Annotated in this window: 11 protein-coding genes; 3 read left to right on the plus strand and 8 right to left on the minus strand. The window is 60.0% G+C overall.

All coding sequences use genetic code 11. The features are described from left to right. Positions 1-101: 101 nt before the first annotated feature. Genes purD through purE form a run of 8 tightly spaced genes read right to left on the minus strand, consistent with a single transcriptional unit; the run spans position 102 to position 7,697 of the window. The gene (gene purD / locus H8711_RS10110; RefSeq protein WP_249283353.1) at positions 102-1,382 is read right to left on the minus strand and encodes a phosphoribosylamine--glycine ligase; all 1,281 of its coding nucleotides are present in this window, start codon (positions 1,380-1,382) and stop codon (positions 102-104) included. Positions 1,383-1,428: 46 nt separating this feature from the next. Continuing rightward, a complete protein-coding gene (locus H8711_RS10115; RefSeq protein WP_249283354.1) occupies positions 1,429-2,604 on the minus strand; it encodes a phosphoribosylaminoimidazolecarboxamide formyltransferase in 1,176 nt (391 codons plus the stop codon). Between the two features lie 15 nt (positions 2,605-2,619). After that, positions 2,620-3,333, minus strand: a complete 714-nt coding sequence (locus H8711_RS10120; RefSeq protein ID WP_249283355.1) for an IMP cyclohydrolase — start codon at positions 3,331-3,333, stop codon at positions 2,620-2,622. Positions 3,334-3,349: 16 nt separating this feature from the next. Beyond that, on the minus strand, positions 3,350-3,943 hold the full coding sequence (gene purN / locus H8711_RS10125; RefSeq protein WP_249283356.1) for a phosphoribosylglycinamide formyltransferase: 594 nt from the start codon (positions 3,941-3,943) through the stop codon (positions 3,350-3,352). After that, positions 3,937-4,974, minus strand: a complete 1,038-nt coding sequence (purM, locus tag H8711_RS10130) for a phosphoribosylformylglycinamidine cyclo-ligase (protein WP_249283357.1) — start codon at positions 4,972-4,974, stop codon at positions 3,937-3,939. The genes purN and purM overlap by 7 nt, the downstream gene beginning before the upstream one ends. Continuing rightward, complete coding sequence (purF, locus tag H8711_RS10135; protein ID WP_249283358.1) at positions 4,971-6,401, minus strand: amidophosphoribosyltransferase; 1,431 nt, start codon at positions 6,399-6,401, stop codon at positions 4,971-4,973. Before purF ends, purM begins: the two co-directional genes overlap by 4 nt. 43 nt (positions 6,402-6,444) lie before the next feature. Next, entirely contained in the window at positions 6,445-7,155 is a 711-nt protein-coding gene (purC, locus tag H8711_RS10140; protein WP_249283359.1) for a phosphoribosylaminoimidazolesuccinocarboxamide synthase, read from the minus strand. 44 nt (positions 7,156-7,199) lie between these two features. Continuing rightward, a complete protein-coding gene (gene purE, locus H8711_RS10145) occupies positions 7,200-7,697 on the minus strand; it encodes a 5-(carboxyamino)imidazole ribonucleotide mutase (RefSeq protein WP_249283360.1) in 498 nt (165 codons plus the stop codon). A gap of 588 nt (positions 7,698-8,285) precedes the next feature. On the opposite strand from purE, the gene H8711_RS10150 reads away from it, so the two are divergent. From H8711_RS10150 to H8711_RS10160, 3 genes are all read left to right on the plus strand, one after another. Beyond that, complete coding sequence (locus tag H8711_RS10150) at positions 8,286-8,816, plus strand: RNA polymerase sigma factor (protein WP_249283361.1); 531 nt, start codon at positions 8,286-8,288, stop codon at positions 8,814-8,816. Positions 8,817-8,820: 4 nt separating this feature from the next. Beyond that, complete coding sequence (locus H8711_RS10155) at positions 8,821-11,250, plus strand: beta-propeller domain-containing protein (RefSeq protein ID WP_249283362.1); 2,430 nt, start codon at positions 8,821-8,823, stop codon at positions 11,248-11,250. A 231-nt stretch (positions 11,251-11,481) separates the two neighbouring features. Then, positions 11,482-16,668 (plus strand): discoidin domain-containing protein (locus tag H8711_RS10160; protein WP_249283363.1); only part of this gene is annotated, 5,187 nt, incomplete at its 3' end.

Here is a 16,668-nt window from a genome sequence, read left to right on the forward strand (position 1 = left end):
CGCAGTTTTTTATGCTTAGCATGGGCAGCGCATCAAAAAATATGCAAAAAAACGGCGGGATCCGCATGATTTTCGGATTCCGCCGCATATTTCTTGCTGGATTATTTGGACGCTGCGAGCGCCCGCTTGCCGATGTCGGTGCGGCAATGCATCCCCTCAAAGCGGATGCTGTCCACCGCGCGGTAGGCCTTTTCGAGCGCCTCCTCGAGGGTCGCGCCCTTGGCGGTGACCCCCAGCACGCGGCCGCCCGCTGTCTTGTAGATATCGCCGTCCCGCGCGGTGCCCGCGTGGTAGACGGTGACGCCCGCCGCCTGGCCGTTCTTGTCCAGCCCGGAGATCGGATAGCCGGTCTGGTAACGCTGCGGATAGCCGCCGCTCGCCGCCACGACACAGGCCGCCGCGCCGTCCTCCCACTCGATGGGCAGGTCGGACAACCGCTCTTCGACCACAGCCTGCACAATCTCCAGCAGGTCGGTCTTGAGCAGCGGCAGCACCACCTGGGTTTCGGGGTCGCCGAAGCGGCAGTTGTACTCGATCACCTTGGGGCCGTCCGCGGTGAGCATCAGGCCGAAGTAGAGGCAGCCCTTGAAGGGGCGGCCTTCCTTGTTCATCGCCTCCACGGTGGGCAGAAAGATGCGCTCCATACACTCCGCGGCGACCGCCGGGGTGTAGTACGGGTTGGGCGCAACGGTGCCCATGCCGCCGGTGTTGAGCCCCTCGTCGCCGTCCAGCGCGCGCTTGTGGTCCATCGAGGAGACCATCGGCTTGACGCAGTGGCCGTCGGTGAACGCCAGCACCGACACCTCGGGGCCGGTGAGGAACTCCTCGATCACGATGTGGTTGCCCGACGCGCCGAAAATTTTATCCTCCATGATGCTGACGACGGCGTTCTCCGCCTCCTGCATCGTCTGGGCGATGATGACGCCCTTGCCCAGCGCCAGGCCGTCCGCCTTGATGACCACCGGGAATTTATTCTCGCGCGCGATGTAGCCGATCGCGTCGGCGGAGTTGTCAAACTGCTCATAGGCGGCGGTGGGGATATGATACCGCTTCATCAGCTCCTTGGAGAACACCTTGCTGCCCTCCAGGATAGCGGCATTGGCGCGCGGGCCGAACGCCGGGATGCCGCGCTCCCCCAGCCGGTCCACAAGGCCCGCCACCAGCGGGTCGTCCGGCGCGACGAACACCAGGTCGGGGCGGTTCTCCTCCGCCCAGGCCGTGATCCCGTCGAGGTCGGTGGGCTTGAGCGGCACGCACACAGCGTCCGCCGAGATGCCGCCGTTGCCGCTGGCGCAATAGAGTTCCGGCGCCTGCGGGCTCTCCTTCAGCTTGCGGATGATCGCGTGTTCGCGGCCGCCCGAGCCGACTACCAGTATTTTCATAGGGGGATTCCCTCCATTCCAAAATTGGTGCGGCATCCGCCGCCGATCAGTGGTGGAACAGGCGGATGCCGGTGAACGCCATCGCGATGCCGTACTTGTTGCAGGTCTCGATCACGTTGTCGTCGCGGATGGAACCGCCGGGCTGTGCGATATACTGCACGCCGCTGCGGTGGGCGCGCTCGATGTTGTCCCCGAACGGGAAGAACGCGTCCGAACCGAGGGCCACGCCGGTGAGGGTATCCAGCCAGGCGCGCTTCTCCTCGCGGGTGAGCGGCTCGGGCTGTTCGGTGAAGAACTGCTGCCACATCCCGTCGGCCAGCACGTCCATGTAATCGTCCGAGATGTACACGTCGATGGTGTTGTCGCGGTCGGGGCGGCGGATATCCGCTTTGAACGGCAGGTTCAGCACCTTCTCGTGCTGGCGCAGATACCAGATATCCGCCTTGTTGCCCGCCAGGCGGGTGCAGTGGATGCGGCTCTGCTGGCCCGCGCCCACGCCGATGGTCTTGCCGTCCTTGGCGTAGCAGACCGAGTTGGACTGGGTGTATTTGAGGGTGATGAGGGCCAGCACCAGGTCGCGCTTGGCGCTCTCGGGGATTTCCTTGTTGTCGGTCACGATGTTCTGGAGCATGTCGCTGTCGATCTTCAGATCGTTGCGGCCCTGCTCAAAGGTGACGCCGAACACGTCCTTGTGCTCGATCGGCGCGGGGACGTAGCTTTCGTCGATCTTGACCACGTTGTAACCGCCCTTGCGCTTGGTCTTTAAAATCTCCAGCGCCTTATCGGTGTAGCCGGGCGCAATCACGCCGTCGGACACCTCGCGGGCGAGCATCCGGGCGGTCTGCTCGTCGCACTCGTCGGACAGGGCGACCCAGTCGCCGTAGCTGGACATGCGATCCGCGCCGCGGGCGCGCGCATAGGCGCAGGCCAGCGGGGAGAGCTCGAGGTCATCTACAAAGTAGATTTTCTTCTCCACCTCAGAAAGCGGAGTGCCCACCGCTGCACCTGCGGGGCTGACATGCTTAAAGGAGGCGGCGCAGGGCAGGCCGGTGGCCGCCTTCAGCTCGCGCACCAGCTGCCAACTGTTGAACGCATCCAAAAAGTTGATAAAACCGGGCTTGCCGTTGAGTACCTCAATCGGCAGCTCCCCCTCCTGCATGAAGATGCGGGAGGGCTTCTGGTTGGGGTTACAGCCGTATTTCAGCTCCAGTTCCTTTGCCATTGATCCAAACGCCTCCTACTGATTTTTATTGACGATGCGGGTCTGCACCTCGCCGGTTTTCACGTTGATGTACCGGGTGAACAGGCTCACCTTGTTATCGGGGTTGAGGTTGTTCCACACCAGGTCGGTGAACTCGTCGATATCTCCAACGAGCTCCACCTGCTCGGGCTCCCCTTCAAACGATGGGATCGGGTTGCCGTCGCAGCGGTAGGTGTGGATAAAGTGGCCCTGGCCGGCCAGCGGGTTGCGGTATTCGTAGAAGTAGCGGCGGGTGCTCGACGGGTCGCCGTCCGCGCTCTTGAGGATCGAGAGCTTGTAGTCGAAGCCCTCCACCCCGCCCGAGATGCGCGGGGTGTAGTTGGGCGCATCCGGCTCGAAGGTGCGGGTGCGCAGCGCATCCTCAAAAGTGTTGCCCGCCGCAAACGCATCGTAGATGGTGTCGGTCTGGTCGCCGTTGGTGACGATCGTCACGCTGGTGTCCTCATTGCGGAACACCCGAACCGGCGCATAGATGATGAGGGACGGATCGGTGAGCTTGGAGGGGTCGAACGCCTGGGTCCGGATGCCGTCCCCCTGCTCGACAAACACGCGGTTGCGGCTGTTTTCGCTGCGGCCCATGATGAAATAGGCGATCACCGCGTGCTCGCCGTCGTCGCTGCGGCCGATCACGATGCCGCGGCCGGGGTAGCTGTTCTCGCTGAGAAGCATTGCAAGCTGTTCTGTTTTCATCGGTTTTCCTCCCTAGTCAAAGTTCGCCCGCGCAGAACAGGGCCACCGCCTTGGGCAGCAGCACCCACTCCGCCTCGGTCATCACGCGCTTTTGCAGCGCTTCCGGGGTGTCGCCCGGCAGGATGTCCACCGCCTTTTGCAGGATGATCTCCCCGCCGTCGGTGATCTCGTTGACAAAGTGGACGGTCGCTCCGGTCACCTTGACCCCGCGCGCGAGCGCCGCCTCGTGTACGCGCAACCCGTAAAAACCGTCCCCGCAGAAGGAGGGGATCAGCGAGGGGTGCACGTTGATGATCCGCCGTTCATACTCAGCGAGGACCTCGGGCCCCAAAATGGAGAGGAAGCCCGCGAGCACCACCAGATCGATGCCGTGGGAACGCAGCGTCTCGCACAGGACGTGGTCGAACGCCGCTGGGTCGTCAAAATCTTTGCGGCGCACCACGGCGCGCTCGATGCCCGCCTTCGCCGCGCGCTCCAGCGCGTAGGCGTCCGGCCGCGAGGCCACCACCAGCGCGATCTCTCCGCCCGGGATTTCGCCCCGGCCCTGCGCGTCGATCAGCGCCTGAAGGTTGGTGCCGCCGCCCGACACCAAAACTGCGATCTTCAGCATATCGTAACACCCTTTTCGCCGTCCTGAATTTCGCCCAGCAGATAGGCGGTTTCGCCGCACGCATTGAGCACCTCCAGGGCCTTATCCGCCTGCGCGGCGGGCACGGTGACGCACATGCCCACACCCATGTTGAAGGTGTTGAACATGTCGCGCTCGTCGATACCGCCCACCTTGGCGATCAGGTCGAAGATTGGCAGCACGCGGACCGCCGCGCGCTCGACCACCGCGCGCTTGCCCTCGGGCAGGGCGCGGGGGATGTTCTCGTAGAAGCCGCCGCCGGTGATGTGAGAAACCGATTTGATGGTCACCGCTTTTGCGAGCTCCAGAATGGGTTTCACATAGATTTTGGTGGGAGTCAGCAGGGTCTCGCCCAGGCCGCGCCCCAGCTCGGCGCTGTAGGCGGACAGGTCGCAGTGTTCGATGTCGAACACCTTGCGCACCAGCGAGAAGCCGTTGGAGTGCACCCCGGACGAGGCCAGCGCGATGATCGCGTCGCCCGCCTGGATGGCGGAGCTGTCGAAGATTTTGTCTTTATCCACAACGCCGACCGAAAAACCGGCCAGGTCGTATTCATCCGCCGGGTAGAAGCCGGGCATCTCGGCGGTCTCGCCGCCCACCAGCGCGCAACCGGCCTGCACGCAGCCCTCGGCCACGCCGGAGACGATCGCAGCGATCTTCTCCGGCACGTTTTTGCCACAGGCGATGTAGTCGAGGAATTGCAGCGGCTTCGCGCCGCAGCAGACGATGTCGTTGACGCACATGGCCACGCAGTCGATGCCGACCGTGTTGTGCTTGTCCAGCAGGAAGGCGAGCTTGAGCTTGGTGCCCACCCCGTCGGTGCCGGAGACCAGCACCGGCTTACGGATATCGGTGAGATCCAGCTCGAACAGGCCGCCAAACCCGCCGATGCCGTCGAGCACGCCGGGGGTCACGGTGCGTTTCACGTGCTGTTTCATCAGCTCCACGGCCTTGTAGCCGGCGGTCACATCCACGCCCGCTTCCTTGTAGGAGTTGCTGTAGCTGTTATTCATGGCTGTTTTCCCTCCGAAATTTTCTGCTCAAAGCGGCATTTTGGCATCTCTGCGGGGACATCGATCGGATATTTCCCGGTGAAGCAGCCGACGCAGAAGTCACACTTCGCACCCTCCGCAATTTTTGTAATGTTGTCCACGCTCAGGTAGCCCAGGCTGTCCACCCCGATCTCCCGGGCGATCTCCTCCTGGGTCATGCGGCAGGCGATCAGCTTGTCGCGGCTGTCCACATCCACGCCGAAGTAGCAGGGGTGCAGGAACGGCGGGCTGGAGACGCGCATGTGCACCTCGGTAGCGCCCGCTTCACGCAGCAGGTCGACGATCTTGCGGCTGGTGGTACCGCGCACAATCGAGTCGTCTACCAGCACCACCCGCTTGCCCTTGACACAGGCGCCCAGCGCGTTGAGCTTGATGCGCACCGCGCGCTCGCGCATGGCCTGGGTGGGCTGGATGAAGGTGCGGCCGACATAGCGGTTTTTGATGAAGCCGATCCCGTACGGGATACCCGACTGCTTGGCGTAGCCCATGGCCGCGTCCAGGCCGGAATCCGGCACGCCGATCACCACATCCGCCTGCACCGGATGCTCCAGCGCGAGGTAGGCGCCGGCACGCTGGCGCGCCAGATGGACCGACGCGCCCTCGATCACCGAGTCGGGGCGGGCGATATAGACGAATTCAAACACGCACATGGCGGTCTTCTGGCCGCAGTGGGTGCGGATACTGCGCAGGCCGTTCTCATCCGCGACCACGATCTCACCCGCCTCCACGTCGCGCACATAGTGCGCGCCGAGCGAATCGAGCGCGCAGGTCTCGGAGGCAAAGATATAGCTGCCGTCGAGCTCACCGATCACCAGCGGGCGGAAGCCCTGCGGGTCGCGGGCCGCGATCAGCTTTTTGGGGGACATGATGACCAGCGAATAGGCGCCCTTGAGCTCGTTCATCGCCTGCTCCACCGCCTGCTCGATGCTGCCCGCCTTGAGCCGCGCAGTGGTAATCAGGTAGGCGATCACCTCGGAATCGTTGGTGGTGTGGAAAATCGCGCCTGAGAGCTCCAGCTTTTCGCGCAGCTCCTGCGCGTTGACCAGGCTGCCGTTGTGGCACAGCGCCATCGTGCCCTTGATGTGGCGCACCACCAGCGGCTGCGCATTGCTGCGGCTGGCGAGCCCCGTGGTGGAGTAGCGCACATGCCCCACCGCCATCTGGCCCTGGCCCAGCTTGGCCAGCACCTCGCTGTTGAATACGTCCGGCACGAGCCCAACGTCCTTGTGCGCTGTGATCACACCGTCGTCGTTCACCGCGATGCCGCAGCTTTCCTGGCCGCGGTGTTGCAGGGCGTACAGCGCGTAATAGGCGGAAGCGGCCACGTCAGCCGTGTGGTTTTCATAGATACCGAACACGCCGCATTCCTCATGAATTGTATCAAACATATTTCTTCATCCTCTCCGAAGTGCATCCTGCACCCTTGCAGACTTATTCACCCAGCAGGCGCTTCATGATCTCGTGGTAGGCGTCCTCCACGCCGCCCAGGTCGCGGCGGAAGCGGTCCTTGTCCAGCTTCTCATGGGTCTTGCTGTCCCAGAAGCGGCAGGTATCCGGCGAAATCTCGTCCGCCAGCACGATGGTGCCGTCGCTGGTCTTGCCGAACTCCAGCTTGAAGTCGATCAGCTCGATGCCGAGGTCCTTCAGATAGTCGGTGAGCACCTCGTTTACTTTGAGCGAATAGGAGGCGATCAGGTCGAGCTCCTCCTTGGTGCAGTACTCCATCGCCATGATGTGGTACTCGTTGACCATCGGGTCGCCCAGCGCATCGTCCTTGTAGCAGTATTCCAGCACGGTGCGCTTCATCTTGTAGCCCTCCTCCAGACCCAGGCGCTTGGCCAGCGAGCCCGCGGCGATGTTGCGCACGATCACCTCCAGCGGCACGATGGTGACCTTTTTCACCACCGTCTCGCGGTCGGAGATCTCTTCCACCAGGTGGGTGGGCACGCCGTTTTTCTCCAGCAGCTTCATCAGATGGTTGGTGACGCGGTTGTTGATCGCGCCCTTGCCCAAGATCGTGCCCTTTTTGAGGCCGTTAAAGGCGGTCGCATCGTCCTTATAATCGACGATCAGCAGCTCGGGGTCCTCGGTGGTATAGACCTTTTTGGCCTTTCCTTCGTACAGCAGTTCACATTTTTTCATAATCTTCCATCCTTCTTTATCTTAAAATTTTATATTCAGCTAAATTAAAGCTGCTCCTGGAGCTTGCGGTCCTTGGCGATCACCTCGTCGGCCATCCTCCGCTTCATCGCGTCCAGCTTGCCCGCCAGCTCCGGATCGGAGACCGCCAAAATCTGGATCGCCAACAGCGCCGCGTTTTTTGCGCCGTCGATGGCCACAGTCGCCACCGGGATGCCGCTGGGCATCTGCACGGTCGCGAGCAGCGCATCCAGCCCGTCGAGGGTGGAGGATTTCACCGGGATGCCGATGACCGGCAGGGTGGTGTGGGCCGCCAACACGCCCGCAAGGTGCGCCGCCTTGCCCGCCGCCGCGATGATCGCGCCGAAGCCGTTCGCGCGCGCTTCTTTTGCAAAGCTGCACGCCTGCTCAGGGGTTCGGTGGGCGCTCATCACATGCGCCTCCACCGGGACGCCGAACTCCTTGCAGGTGTCGATCGCCGCCTTTACCACCGGCAGGTCGCTGTCGCTGCCCATGATGACCGCTACCTTTTTCTGTTCCGCCATAGTTTCTTGCTCCTTTCCAAAATAAAAAGGACTGCAAGCGCCTCTGCTTACAGCCATACCGTTACCAGTTTCCTGCACCTCTCCCGAGGATGCTGTTATTTCCGAGGTGGTACACCTCCGCCTTGTCCGCATTTTTCTGCGCGCAGGGGGACCCGCTGTGCCGATAGCAATACCCGATGTGTATGCTCGTTAAAAGCATTGCGGCGCCCTCCCCACTGATTAAAATCAATTCTATTCTATTGTACCATACCGGTCGCCAAATTCAATGCGCTTTTTCCCTTTCTCGGCAAATTCGTATACTCAGGGCAACCGCGGCAAACCCCGCCACCCGAAATTATGCAAATGGCTGACTGGTCATACTCTTCTTTCCGTCCGCCTGCCCAGGAAATGATTGCCTTGTACTTGCCGCAGCTTTTCCGATATAATGAAAAAAAGCAAGGTGTCGAGGATTTTCGCCGTTTTTCGCGGAGCGGGCTTTGTAAAGGACGAGCCCGAATTTATTTTATAAAAAATTGTACATAACCTTGCAACAATTTCCCAATCTGGTTGCACCTAGTAAGTGTAACCCATAAAGTGTGGTGTGGTGAATTGAATATTGATCTACAGACGGTTGCTTCCGCGAAGGCCGGCAGTTCAGAGAGTTTCTCTCTGCTCTATGAGCAGGTGCAGGATGAGCTGTACAAGTACGCGTTGTACACACTTGGCAACGCGCATGACGCGGAGGATGCGGTGGCCGACACCTTTGTGGAGGCCTGGAGAGGGATATCCAACCTGCGCGACGAAGCCGCGTTCAAGGCGTGGATTTTCCGCATCCTCTCGGTGCGCATGAAACGGAAGATCGCCGATCTGATCAAACGCAAAAACACGCTGAATATCGAGGACTTTGTAAGCGACTTTACTGCAGATACCGACATCGAACGGGAGACCTCCGACAAAGTTATTGTTCTGGGAGCGCTGGGTAAGCTCTCCAACCAGGAGCGGATGATCGTCGTCCTCTCCGCCATCCAGGGTTACACCACCCGTGAGATTTCCGAGATGCTGGGCTGCCCGCACGGCACTGTGAGTTCCAAACTTCACAGGGCCTTAATTAAGATGCGCAAAATGATAGAAATGGGGTGATACGATGACTGATTTTTACGAGCAAGACCAGGAAAACCTGAACTTTATATCCGAAAAGTTGCAGCAGATCGATCGGGAAATTCCGGTTCCGGAATCGGTCACCGCATCCCGGCTGATACAGCGCATGGAAAATGATGAAAAATCGCCGAGGCTCCGGGTGGTGCGTCCACGCACCTGGCAGCGGGCCGCCGGTTATGCGGCGGCATTCCTGCTGCTGCTCGGCGGCGGCCTGTATTGGACGGTCATCGGCCACCAGATGGGGAAACAGGCCCCTGCGCCGCAGGAGCTGATGTCCTCGGCCGCAACTGCCTGCGATTCCGCCATGATGCTGGAAAGCGCGCCGGCAGCAACCGCCGAGGATGACCCCGGCGCGGAACTGCTCGAACACATTGAGGCGATGCGCTCCTACTACGCCAGCGATTATGCCCAGGTTCGCGAGACCCTCAAGCTGGTGATCGACGCGCCCCGGGCGTGGGAGCCCGAACCAATGGAAGAAGAAGTAGCCAATGAGAAGTCGGACCCGATGACCGGCGGAGTGGGCGTAGATACCGGCTTTGAAAGCGGCGCGGCCAACGGCATGACGGCCGATTCCCACCCCGACGCCGGCGGGGACGGGGAACGCGCGCCGGGCGGCGGCGATGTCTACAGCACCAATGTGCAGACCCAGGACGTGGATGAGGCGGACATCGTCAAGACCGACGGGGAATATATCTATTACCTCTCCAACCAGGGCAGCGAGGAACCGCAAATCAGCATTTTAGCGGCGGACGATCTGACGCTCGCTTCGACCATCTCCATCCAGCCGGACGTCATCCCCATCGATCTCTTCCTGGCCGACGGCAAGCTGGCGGTTCTGTCCAACACCTACAACTTCACGGAGCTCCCGCGGTATGCCCTGTACACCGACGGGGTCAAACAGGTCGGGACACGAACGACCTCCGCGGTGAGCGTGGATGTCTACGATATCTCCGATCCGGCCAACCCGGTGAACGAGCGCACATTCGAGCAGCAGGGGGATTATGTCTCCTCCCGGCTGGTGGACGATGTGGTTTACTTGGTGAGCCGCAGCGCCAACACCTGCAACCCCCATTATGAAGAATATGACGACGCCATGCTCGTGCCATCCGTGCTGGATACCGCAGTGGATCAAACGCCGCGGACGATGGCGGCCTCAGATATCTGCATCCCCGCCGAGGTGACCGACAGCAACTATACCGTGCTGTCTGCGGTGCGCCTGGATGACCCGGACGACAGCACCACCAAAGCGGTGTTGGGCGGCGGGAACACCGTTTATATGTCCACCGACAACCTCTATGTGGCGGGATACCGGTATGACGGTGACAACTACCTGATGGAAGCAGGCGAGACCACCCTGCTTAAATTCTCAGTGGACGGCACTGATATCGATCTGATCGCACAGGGCAGCGTGCCCGGCCGCATCGACGGGCAGTTCGCCCTCGACGAAGGCGAAACAGGCGAGCTGCGCATCGCAACCACCACTGAGCGCTACGCCGACCCCGAGGCTGCGCGCAAGGCGCGTGAGGAGAACGAGCGATTGCGGGAAGAGCGCAAGCGGGCCAGAATGGCAGCCCCCGCGAAACCCGATATCGAGGAAGTTGCGGAGGAGGATATCGCCGAAGTGAATCCGGACACCAGCTCAATCTCACCGGAAGACGACCCCTACCGAACGGTCACCGATAACAACATTTATGTTCTAGATGAATATCTAGAACATCTGGGCAGCCTCATGGGGCTAGCCCCTGAGGAGTCGATCTATTCGGTGCGCTACATCGGCGACATCGCTTATCTCGTGACCTTTGAACAGGTGGACCCGCTGTTTGCAATCGATCTCTCCGACCCGGCCAATCCGGTGCTGCTCGGCCAGCTCAAAGTGCCCGGCTTTTCGGAATACCTGCACCCCATCGGGGAAAACACCCTGCTCGGGTTCGGCTACGAAACCGCAGTCACCGAGGACGGCGGCGTGACCACACAGGGGCTCAAGCTCTCACTGTTCGACGTGAGCGATCCGACCAACCCGCGTGAAACCGAAGTCTACCGGCTGGGCGACCAAGGCAGCTACTCCCCCGCCCTCTACGATCACCGCGCCTTTCTCCACTACTCCAGCAAGGATATCATCGGCATCCCGGTGACCCTGTACGAGCAGTTCGGCAACAACAGCGGCGACCGGTGGTCGCGCAACTACAAGTTCGCCTTTGACGGCTTGTACCTGTTCCGCGTCACCGAGGAGTCGATCAAATTTGTCGGCCACCTCTCGCAGAGCGATGGAATCACCGATGAGGGGGAGATCTACCGGCAGAATTTAAACATCCGGCGCGGCGTCTACATCGGCGACCGCATCTATCTCTTCTCTGACGCCAGGGCCTCGATGTATTCCTTGGATACCCTGGAGCTGCTCGAGGAAACCGACCTTTAAAATATGATCTCGCTTTGGCAGGCGCCATCCGATATGCGGATGGCGCCTGTTTTTTGCCTGTGGGCCAGGTCCAATTGGAAAAGAGCATCGGATTTGATAATTTCTTGGTCGCATTTGAAAATTTAGGTCGTGTATAATAAAAGTACTATAATTTTCATTTTTAGCTGTGAAAATATGTGCAAAAATTACGTGGTACTCACAACAGCAAAATGGAAAAAAGGAGGATAATAAATGGAAAAGAGGAGCAACCGATTCATCGCCGGCCTGTTGGCAGTTGCGCTTGCAGCCGGCGCCTCGACGCCGGCCTGGGCAGCCAAATCGCCCAGCCCAGCGCCTGTGAGCACCGCTGGGGGGGACATATCGTTCATCCCGTCCAGCGCGATTGAAAGCATCACGGCCGACAAACAGGCCCCGGCTGGATACGAACCGGAAAAGGCGGTGGATGGCGACCCGTCCACCATCTGGCACAGCCCGTGGAACGATGAAGCGACGGAGGGCTTTCCGCACGAGCTCATCATTGAATTTACCGAGCCGCAGCAGATCGATACAATCGCCTATCAGCCGCGCCTGGACGGCGGCCATGGGACCGATCCGGCCCAGTTTATTAATGATTACGAATTCCTGATGAGCGACAGTGCGAATGGGGAATTCACACCGGTCAAGGAACTGACCAAATGGACGATGACAAACGAACGCAGCGAGGTCTCCACCCGCTTTGTCGAGCCGGTGACCGCCAAACGGATCAAATTTTTGATTAAGGGCCAGTATACGGAGGCCGCGGACAAATTCTGCACCTCGGTAGCGGAGTTGCGGTTCGGCCTTTCGTTCGAGCCGGTCGAATCGGAACGGGTGCTGCGGATGACCGCAATCGGTTGTTCCAGTGAAAATCCCGGCTATGTAAAGGAATTCGCCGTGGACGGCCTGACCAACACCTTCTGGCACAACGAATGGACGCCGCAGGCGCCCTTTCCTCACTGGATCGAGATCGACATGGGCCACGTGTACGCCCTCACCGGTCTCGATATCCTGCCGCGCCAGGATCAAGACTCGATGGCGATCACCCAGTTCAACCTGTATGCCAAAACCGAGCTGGATGACGAATACACCCTGGTTGCGGATAAATGGACGCTGAAGATCCCTGAGAAGGGCGAATACGCCCAGATTGTACTGCCCGAAAGCGTGCCTGCGCGGTATATCAAGATTGAATCGCTCCAGGATAAGTCGGGGAAAAATTCCGCGATCGCCGAGCTGACCGCCTGGTTTGAAAAGGGAAGCGAGAGCGACGCGTGGATGGAACTCTACCAGGGTATTCTGGCCGCGCGCAAGGTAGCTGGCAGCACCGCGATTGGCACCGGCGCCGATCAGTTCCCGGCTGAGGCGGTCGAGGCATTTCTCGCGGCGATCGACGACGCGGAAGCGGTTTTGAACCTCTCCGGCCTGGAGGACAGCGAGCTTGTGAAGGCGATCGAAGCGCTCGCCGATGCGCAGGATGAGCTGGAGAGCCACCGTATCCTGTATACGCTTGCGCAGCTCGGGGCGCTCATCGAGAAGGCGCAGCAGCTGCATGAAAGCGCCGAGGGCGCAGGCCCCACGGAGGAACAGTTGAAGGCGTTCAGCAACGCGATTGAGAATGCTGCTTCTGTGATGGATGCCGCGCAGGAGGGCAGAGCGGTTCATGACGCCTATAAGCAGCTGACTGCGGCCGTTGAGCGGATCGAAGGAAAGATCAACCGCTCGGAGATTTCCCTGGCGGGCGTCTGGGGATTTAAGATGGGCGCTTTCTCATCCGGTGAGACCCTTGAAGATACCGTCCGCCTGCCCGGCACCATGGACGAAAATCAGAAGGGCAACATCAACAACAACTATACCGACAAAACCCGGTTGACCCCGCGTTATACCTATGTGGGCAAGGCCTCCTATCAGAAGGAAATCGTAGTGCCCGACAACTGGGCGGGTAAAAAAGTTACCCTGGCCCTGGAGCGCACCCGTAAGACAAAGGTCTGGCTTAACGACATCCTCGTCGGCGAGAGCGACGCGCTGGGCGTGGCGCAGACCTTCGATCTCACCGGCCTCGATCCGACGGTGCAAAACATTCTCACCGTAGAGGTGGACAACAGCAGCTATGAGACGCAAACCTGGCGCTCCCATATGGTGGTGGAGGAGACCCAGGGCAACTGGAACGGCATTGTGGGCGAGATTTCGCTCAAGATGCAGGAGCCGGTCTACATAGACGATCTGCGCATCTATTCCGACAAGCGTTCGCCGGAAGATGAAACGGTGAATGTTGCGCGCATCCAGTTGGATGTGGGCAACCTGACCGATGCGGATGCGGATGTGACGGTGAGTGTGAGCGCGAAGAGCCGCAACACCGAAAAACCGGAGCAGGTTGTGGCGCAGCAGACCTTCTCAGGGACGGCAGCCGCCAATACAACGACCCCTCTGGAGTTCCGCTACGACATGGGCGACAACGTTTACCTCTGGGACGAATTCGACCCCGCCCTCTATGATTTCACTGTCACGCTGGCCGCCGGCGACATCTCTGAAACGCAAACGGCCACCAGCGGTATGCGCGAATTCACCGCCGACGAGGATCACTTCATCATCAACGGCAAAACGATCTTCCTGCGCGGCGAGGCGAACTGCGCGGTGTTCCCGCTGACCGCTTATCCGCCGATGGAGAAAGAATTCTGGTTGGAGCTGCTGGGCACGGCGCGGGAATACGGGCTCAACCATTACCGCTTCCACAGCTGGTCGCCGCCCAAAGCTGCTTATGAAGCGGCGGACGAGCTGGGCATGTACCTCCAGCCGGAGTTGTACGCCTTTACGGGCAACCCGTTTGCTGCGGGCAGCTCGGAAAACTCCTTCTATTCCCGGGAATCCAAACGGATTGTGAAAGAGATGGCGTGTCATCCCTCCTTCACAACCTTCACTTTCGGCAACGAGATGTTCCCCACGCAGAGCGACTCCGTGGTTCTGCTGAATGACCTCCAAAAGCTCGACCCGACCCGCCTGTTCGCCACCGGTTCCAACAACCGCTGCGGCGGCGGCTCCGGTTACGACCCCGGCGACCAGTTCTGGATCAGCCTCTCCTCCAACAAGGGCGACGGCCAGATCCGCGGCTCGAACGGAGCGGCCGGATTCATCAATACGGAAACTCCAGCCACCACGCGCACCTACTTCGGGGCGATCGACGGCCTCGAAATCCCCTTTGTCTCCCACGAGATCGGGCAGTTCCAGCAGTACCCCGATTTTGATCAGATCGACCAATACACCGGCGTGTTTGACGCGCGCAACCTGAAGATTGCCAAGGCGAGCCTGGAGAGCAAGGGTATGGGCGATCAGAACAAGGCGTTTGCCGAGGCGTCCGGCGCTCTGGCCGCCATCTGCTACCGCGCCGAGGTCGAAGCCGCGCTGCGCACCAGCAACCAGGGTGGTTATCAGCTGCTCGGTTTGCAGGACTTTCCCGGCCAGGGGTCGGCATTGGTCGGCATCCTGAACAACTTTATGGAGCAAAAGCCCGGTATGCCCTCCGGTGAGGAGTTCATCCGGCACAACTCGGCTGTCACCGCACTGGCGTTGATGCCGCAGTATGTGTGGACCAACGACCAGACCTTTACCGCCCAGATTCAGATTGCTAACTACGGCGAAGGCAACCTGAACGGCGTGAAAGCTCGCTGGGTGCTCAAGCATCAGAACGGCGAGGTCATCGCGCAGGGCGAAGGGGAAACGATGGATCTCCCGCAGGGCAGCCTGACCACCATCGGGGAGGTTTCCGCTTCCCTTGCTTCTCTGAAAAATGCGGAGCAGATCAAGTTGGAGGTCGGCCTGGTGGGCGACCCCATCCTCTCCAACGAATACGACGTGTGGGTATTCCCCGCCGAAATTGACACCACAGGCTCGGCGGATATCATGATCGCATCCAGCTACAACAGCCAGGTCAAAGAGCGGCTTGCGGAGGGCGGAAAGGTTTTGCTGCTCCCCAAGATCAATCCGACCGCGCTGCCCAAGAGTGTGAACGGCAACTTCACCCCCACCTTCTGGTCGGGCATGTGGTTCCCCACCACCTTCAACACCATGGGCTTTGTCACCGATGAAACCCATCCGATCTTCGCAGATTTCCCGACCGAGTCGCATTCCAACTGGCAGTGGTGGAATCTGGTGAAGAATTCCCGGCCGATCATCCTGGACGACACCGATTTGAGTTACCGGCCGATTTTGCAGGCGATCGACAACTTCGGCAACGACAAAACGGTGGATGGCGCGGCCAACAACCGCAAGCTGGGCCTCATTTTTGAGGGCAAGGTGGACGGCGGCGACCTGCTGGTCTGCTCGATCGACCTGACCAGGGGGAACGCCGGCAAACCCGAGGCCAAACAGCTGCTTTCCAGCATCCTGCAATATATGGAGTCGGATGAATTTGCACCCGACCAGACGCTCGACGGTGAACTGATCGGCGAGCTGATTCCGGGGCAGGAATCGAGCGGCAGCATTGCGGTCAACGATTCCCTGACCGGTTATCCGCAGCCGTTTGCCTCCTTCTCACTCGAAAATGTCCCTAAAAGGCTGTGGAATATCATCGACGATAACACCGATATCACCGAGCCCAACAATTCCTGGACCAACTGGCAGTCCGGCGAACAGCGCCCCGGCGACCACATCGGGGTGGATTTTGGCAGGAATGTTAAAACAGGCAGTATCGCAATTCATGTATTCACCGATCATGGCTGCCAGCCCCCAAAGGACTTTGACCTGCAATATTGGGACGGCTCCGATTGGATTTCCGCACAGAATCAGATGCTGGCGGGAAAAGAAACCATGACACAGGGCGAAAACGCCATCATATTTGATAAAGTGATCACCAGTAAGCTGCGTTTTGTCATGCAGGCTGCGGATGGCTATGCACTGGCGGTCTCTGAATTCCAGGTGTTTGGCGATTATGTCACTGAAGAACCCTCGGATGTGGATAAGAGCTACCTGGAAGCGCTGATCGCGGCGGTTGACGGCGTGTATGAGGAAGAGCGCTTCACAGCGGAGAGCTGGGCGGCGTTCGACGAAGCGCTGACTGCTGCGAAAGACGTGATTGAGAGCGACGCGGCGACCCAGGAGGATGTATTGAGTGCATACCTCGATCTGGTCATGGCGCGCGACGGCCTGGAGTATGCACCGGACAAGAGTGCGCTGAAACTGGCCGTTGAGCTGGCGAATGCGCTGCTGGGCGACGAGACTCTGGATCTCACCGACGAGTCGAAGGCAGCCCTGGAAGAGGCGATTGCAGCTGCAAACCTCGTGATTGAAGATACCGAAGCGACCCAGGAGGATATCGATGCGGCGTATGAAGATGTGATGTACGCGATTGTGTCGGTCATGGAGAATGAGGTGGACAAAGAGTTCCTGAAGTCCCTGATCGATCAGGCGAAC

This window comes from Ligaoa zhengdingensis (genome assembly GCF_014384885.1).
GTDB lineage: Bacteria > Bacillota > Clostridia > Oscillospirales > Ruminococcaceae > Ligaoa > Ligaoa zhengdingensis.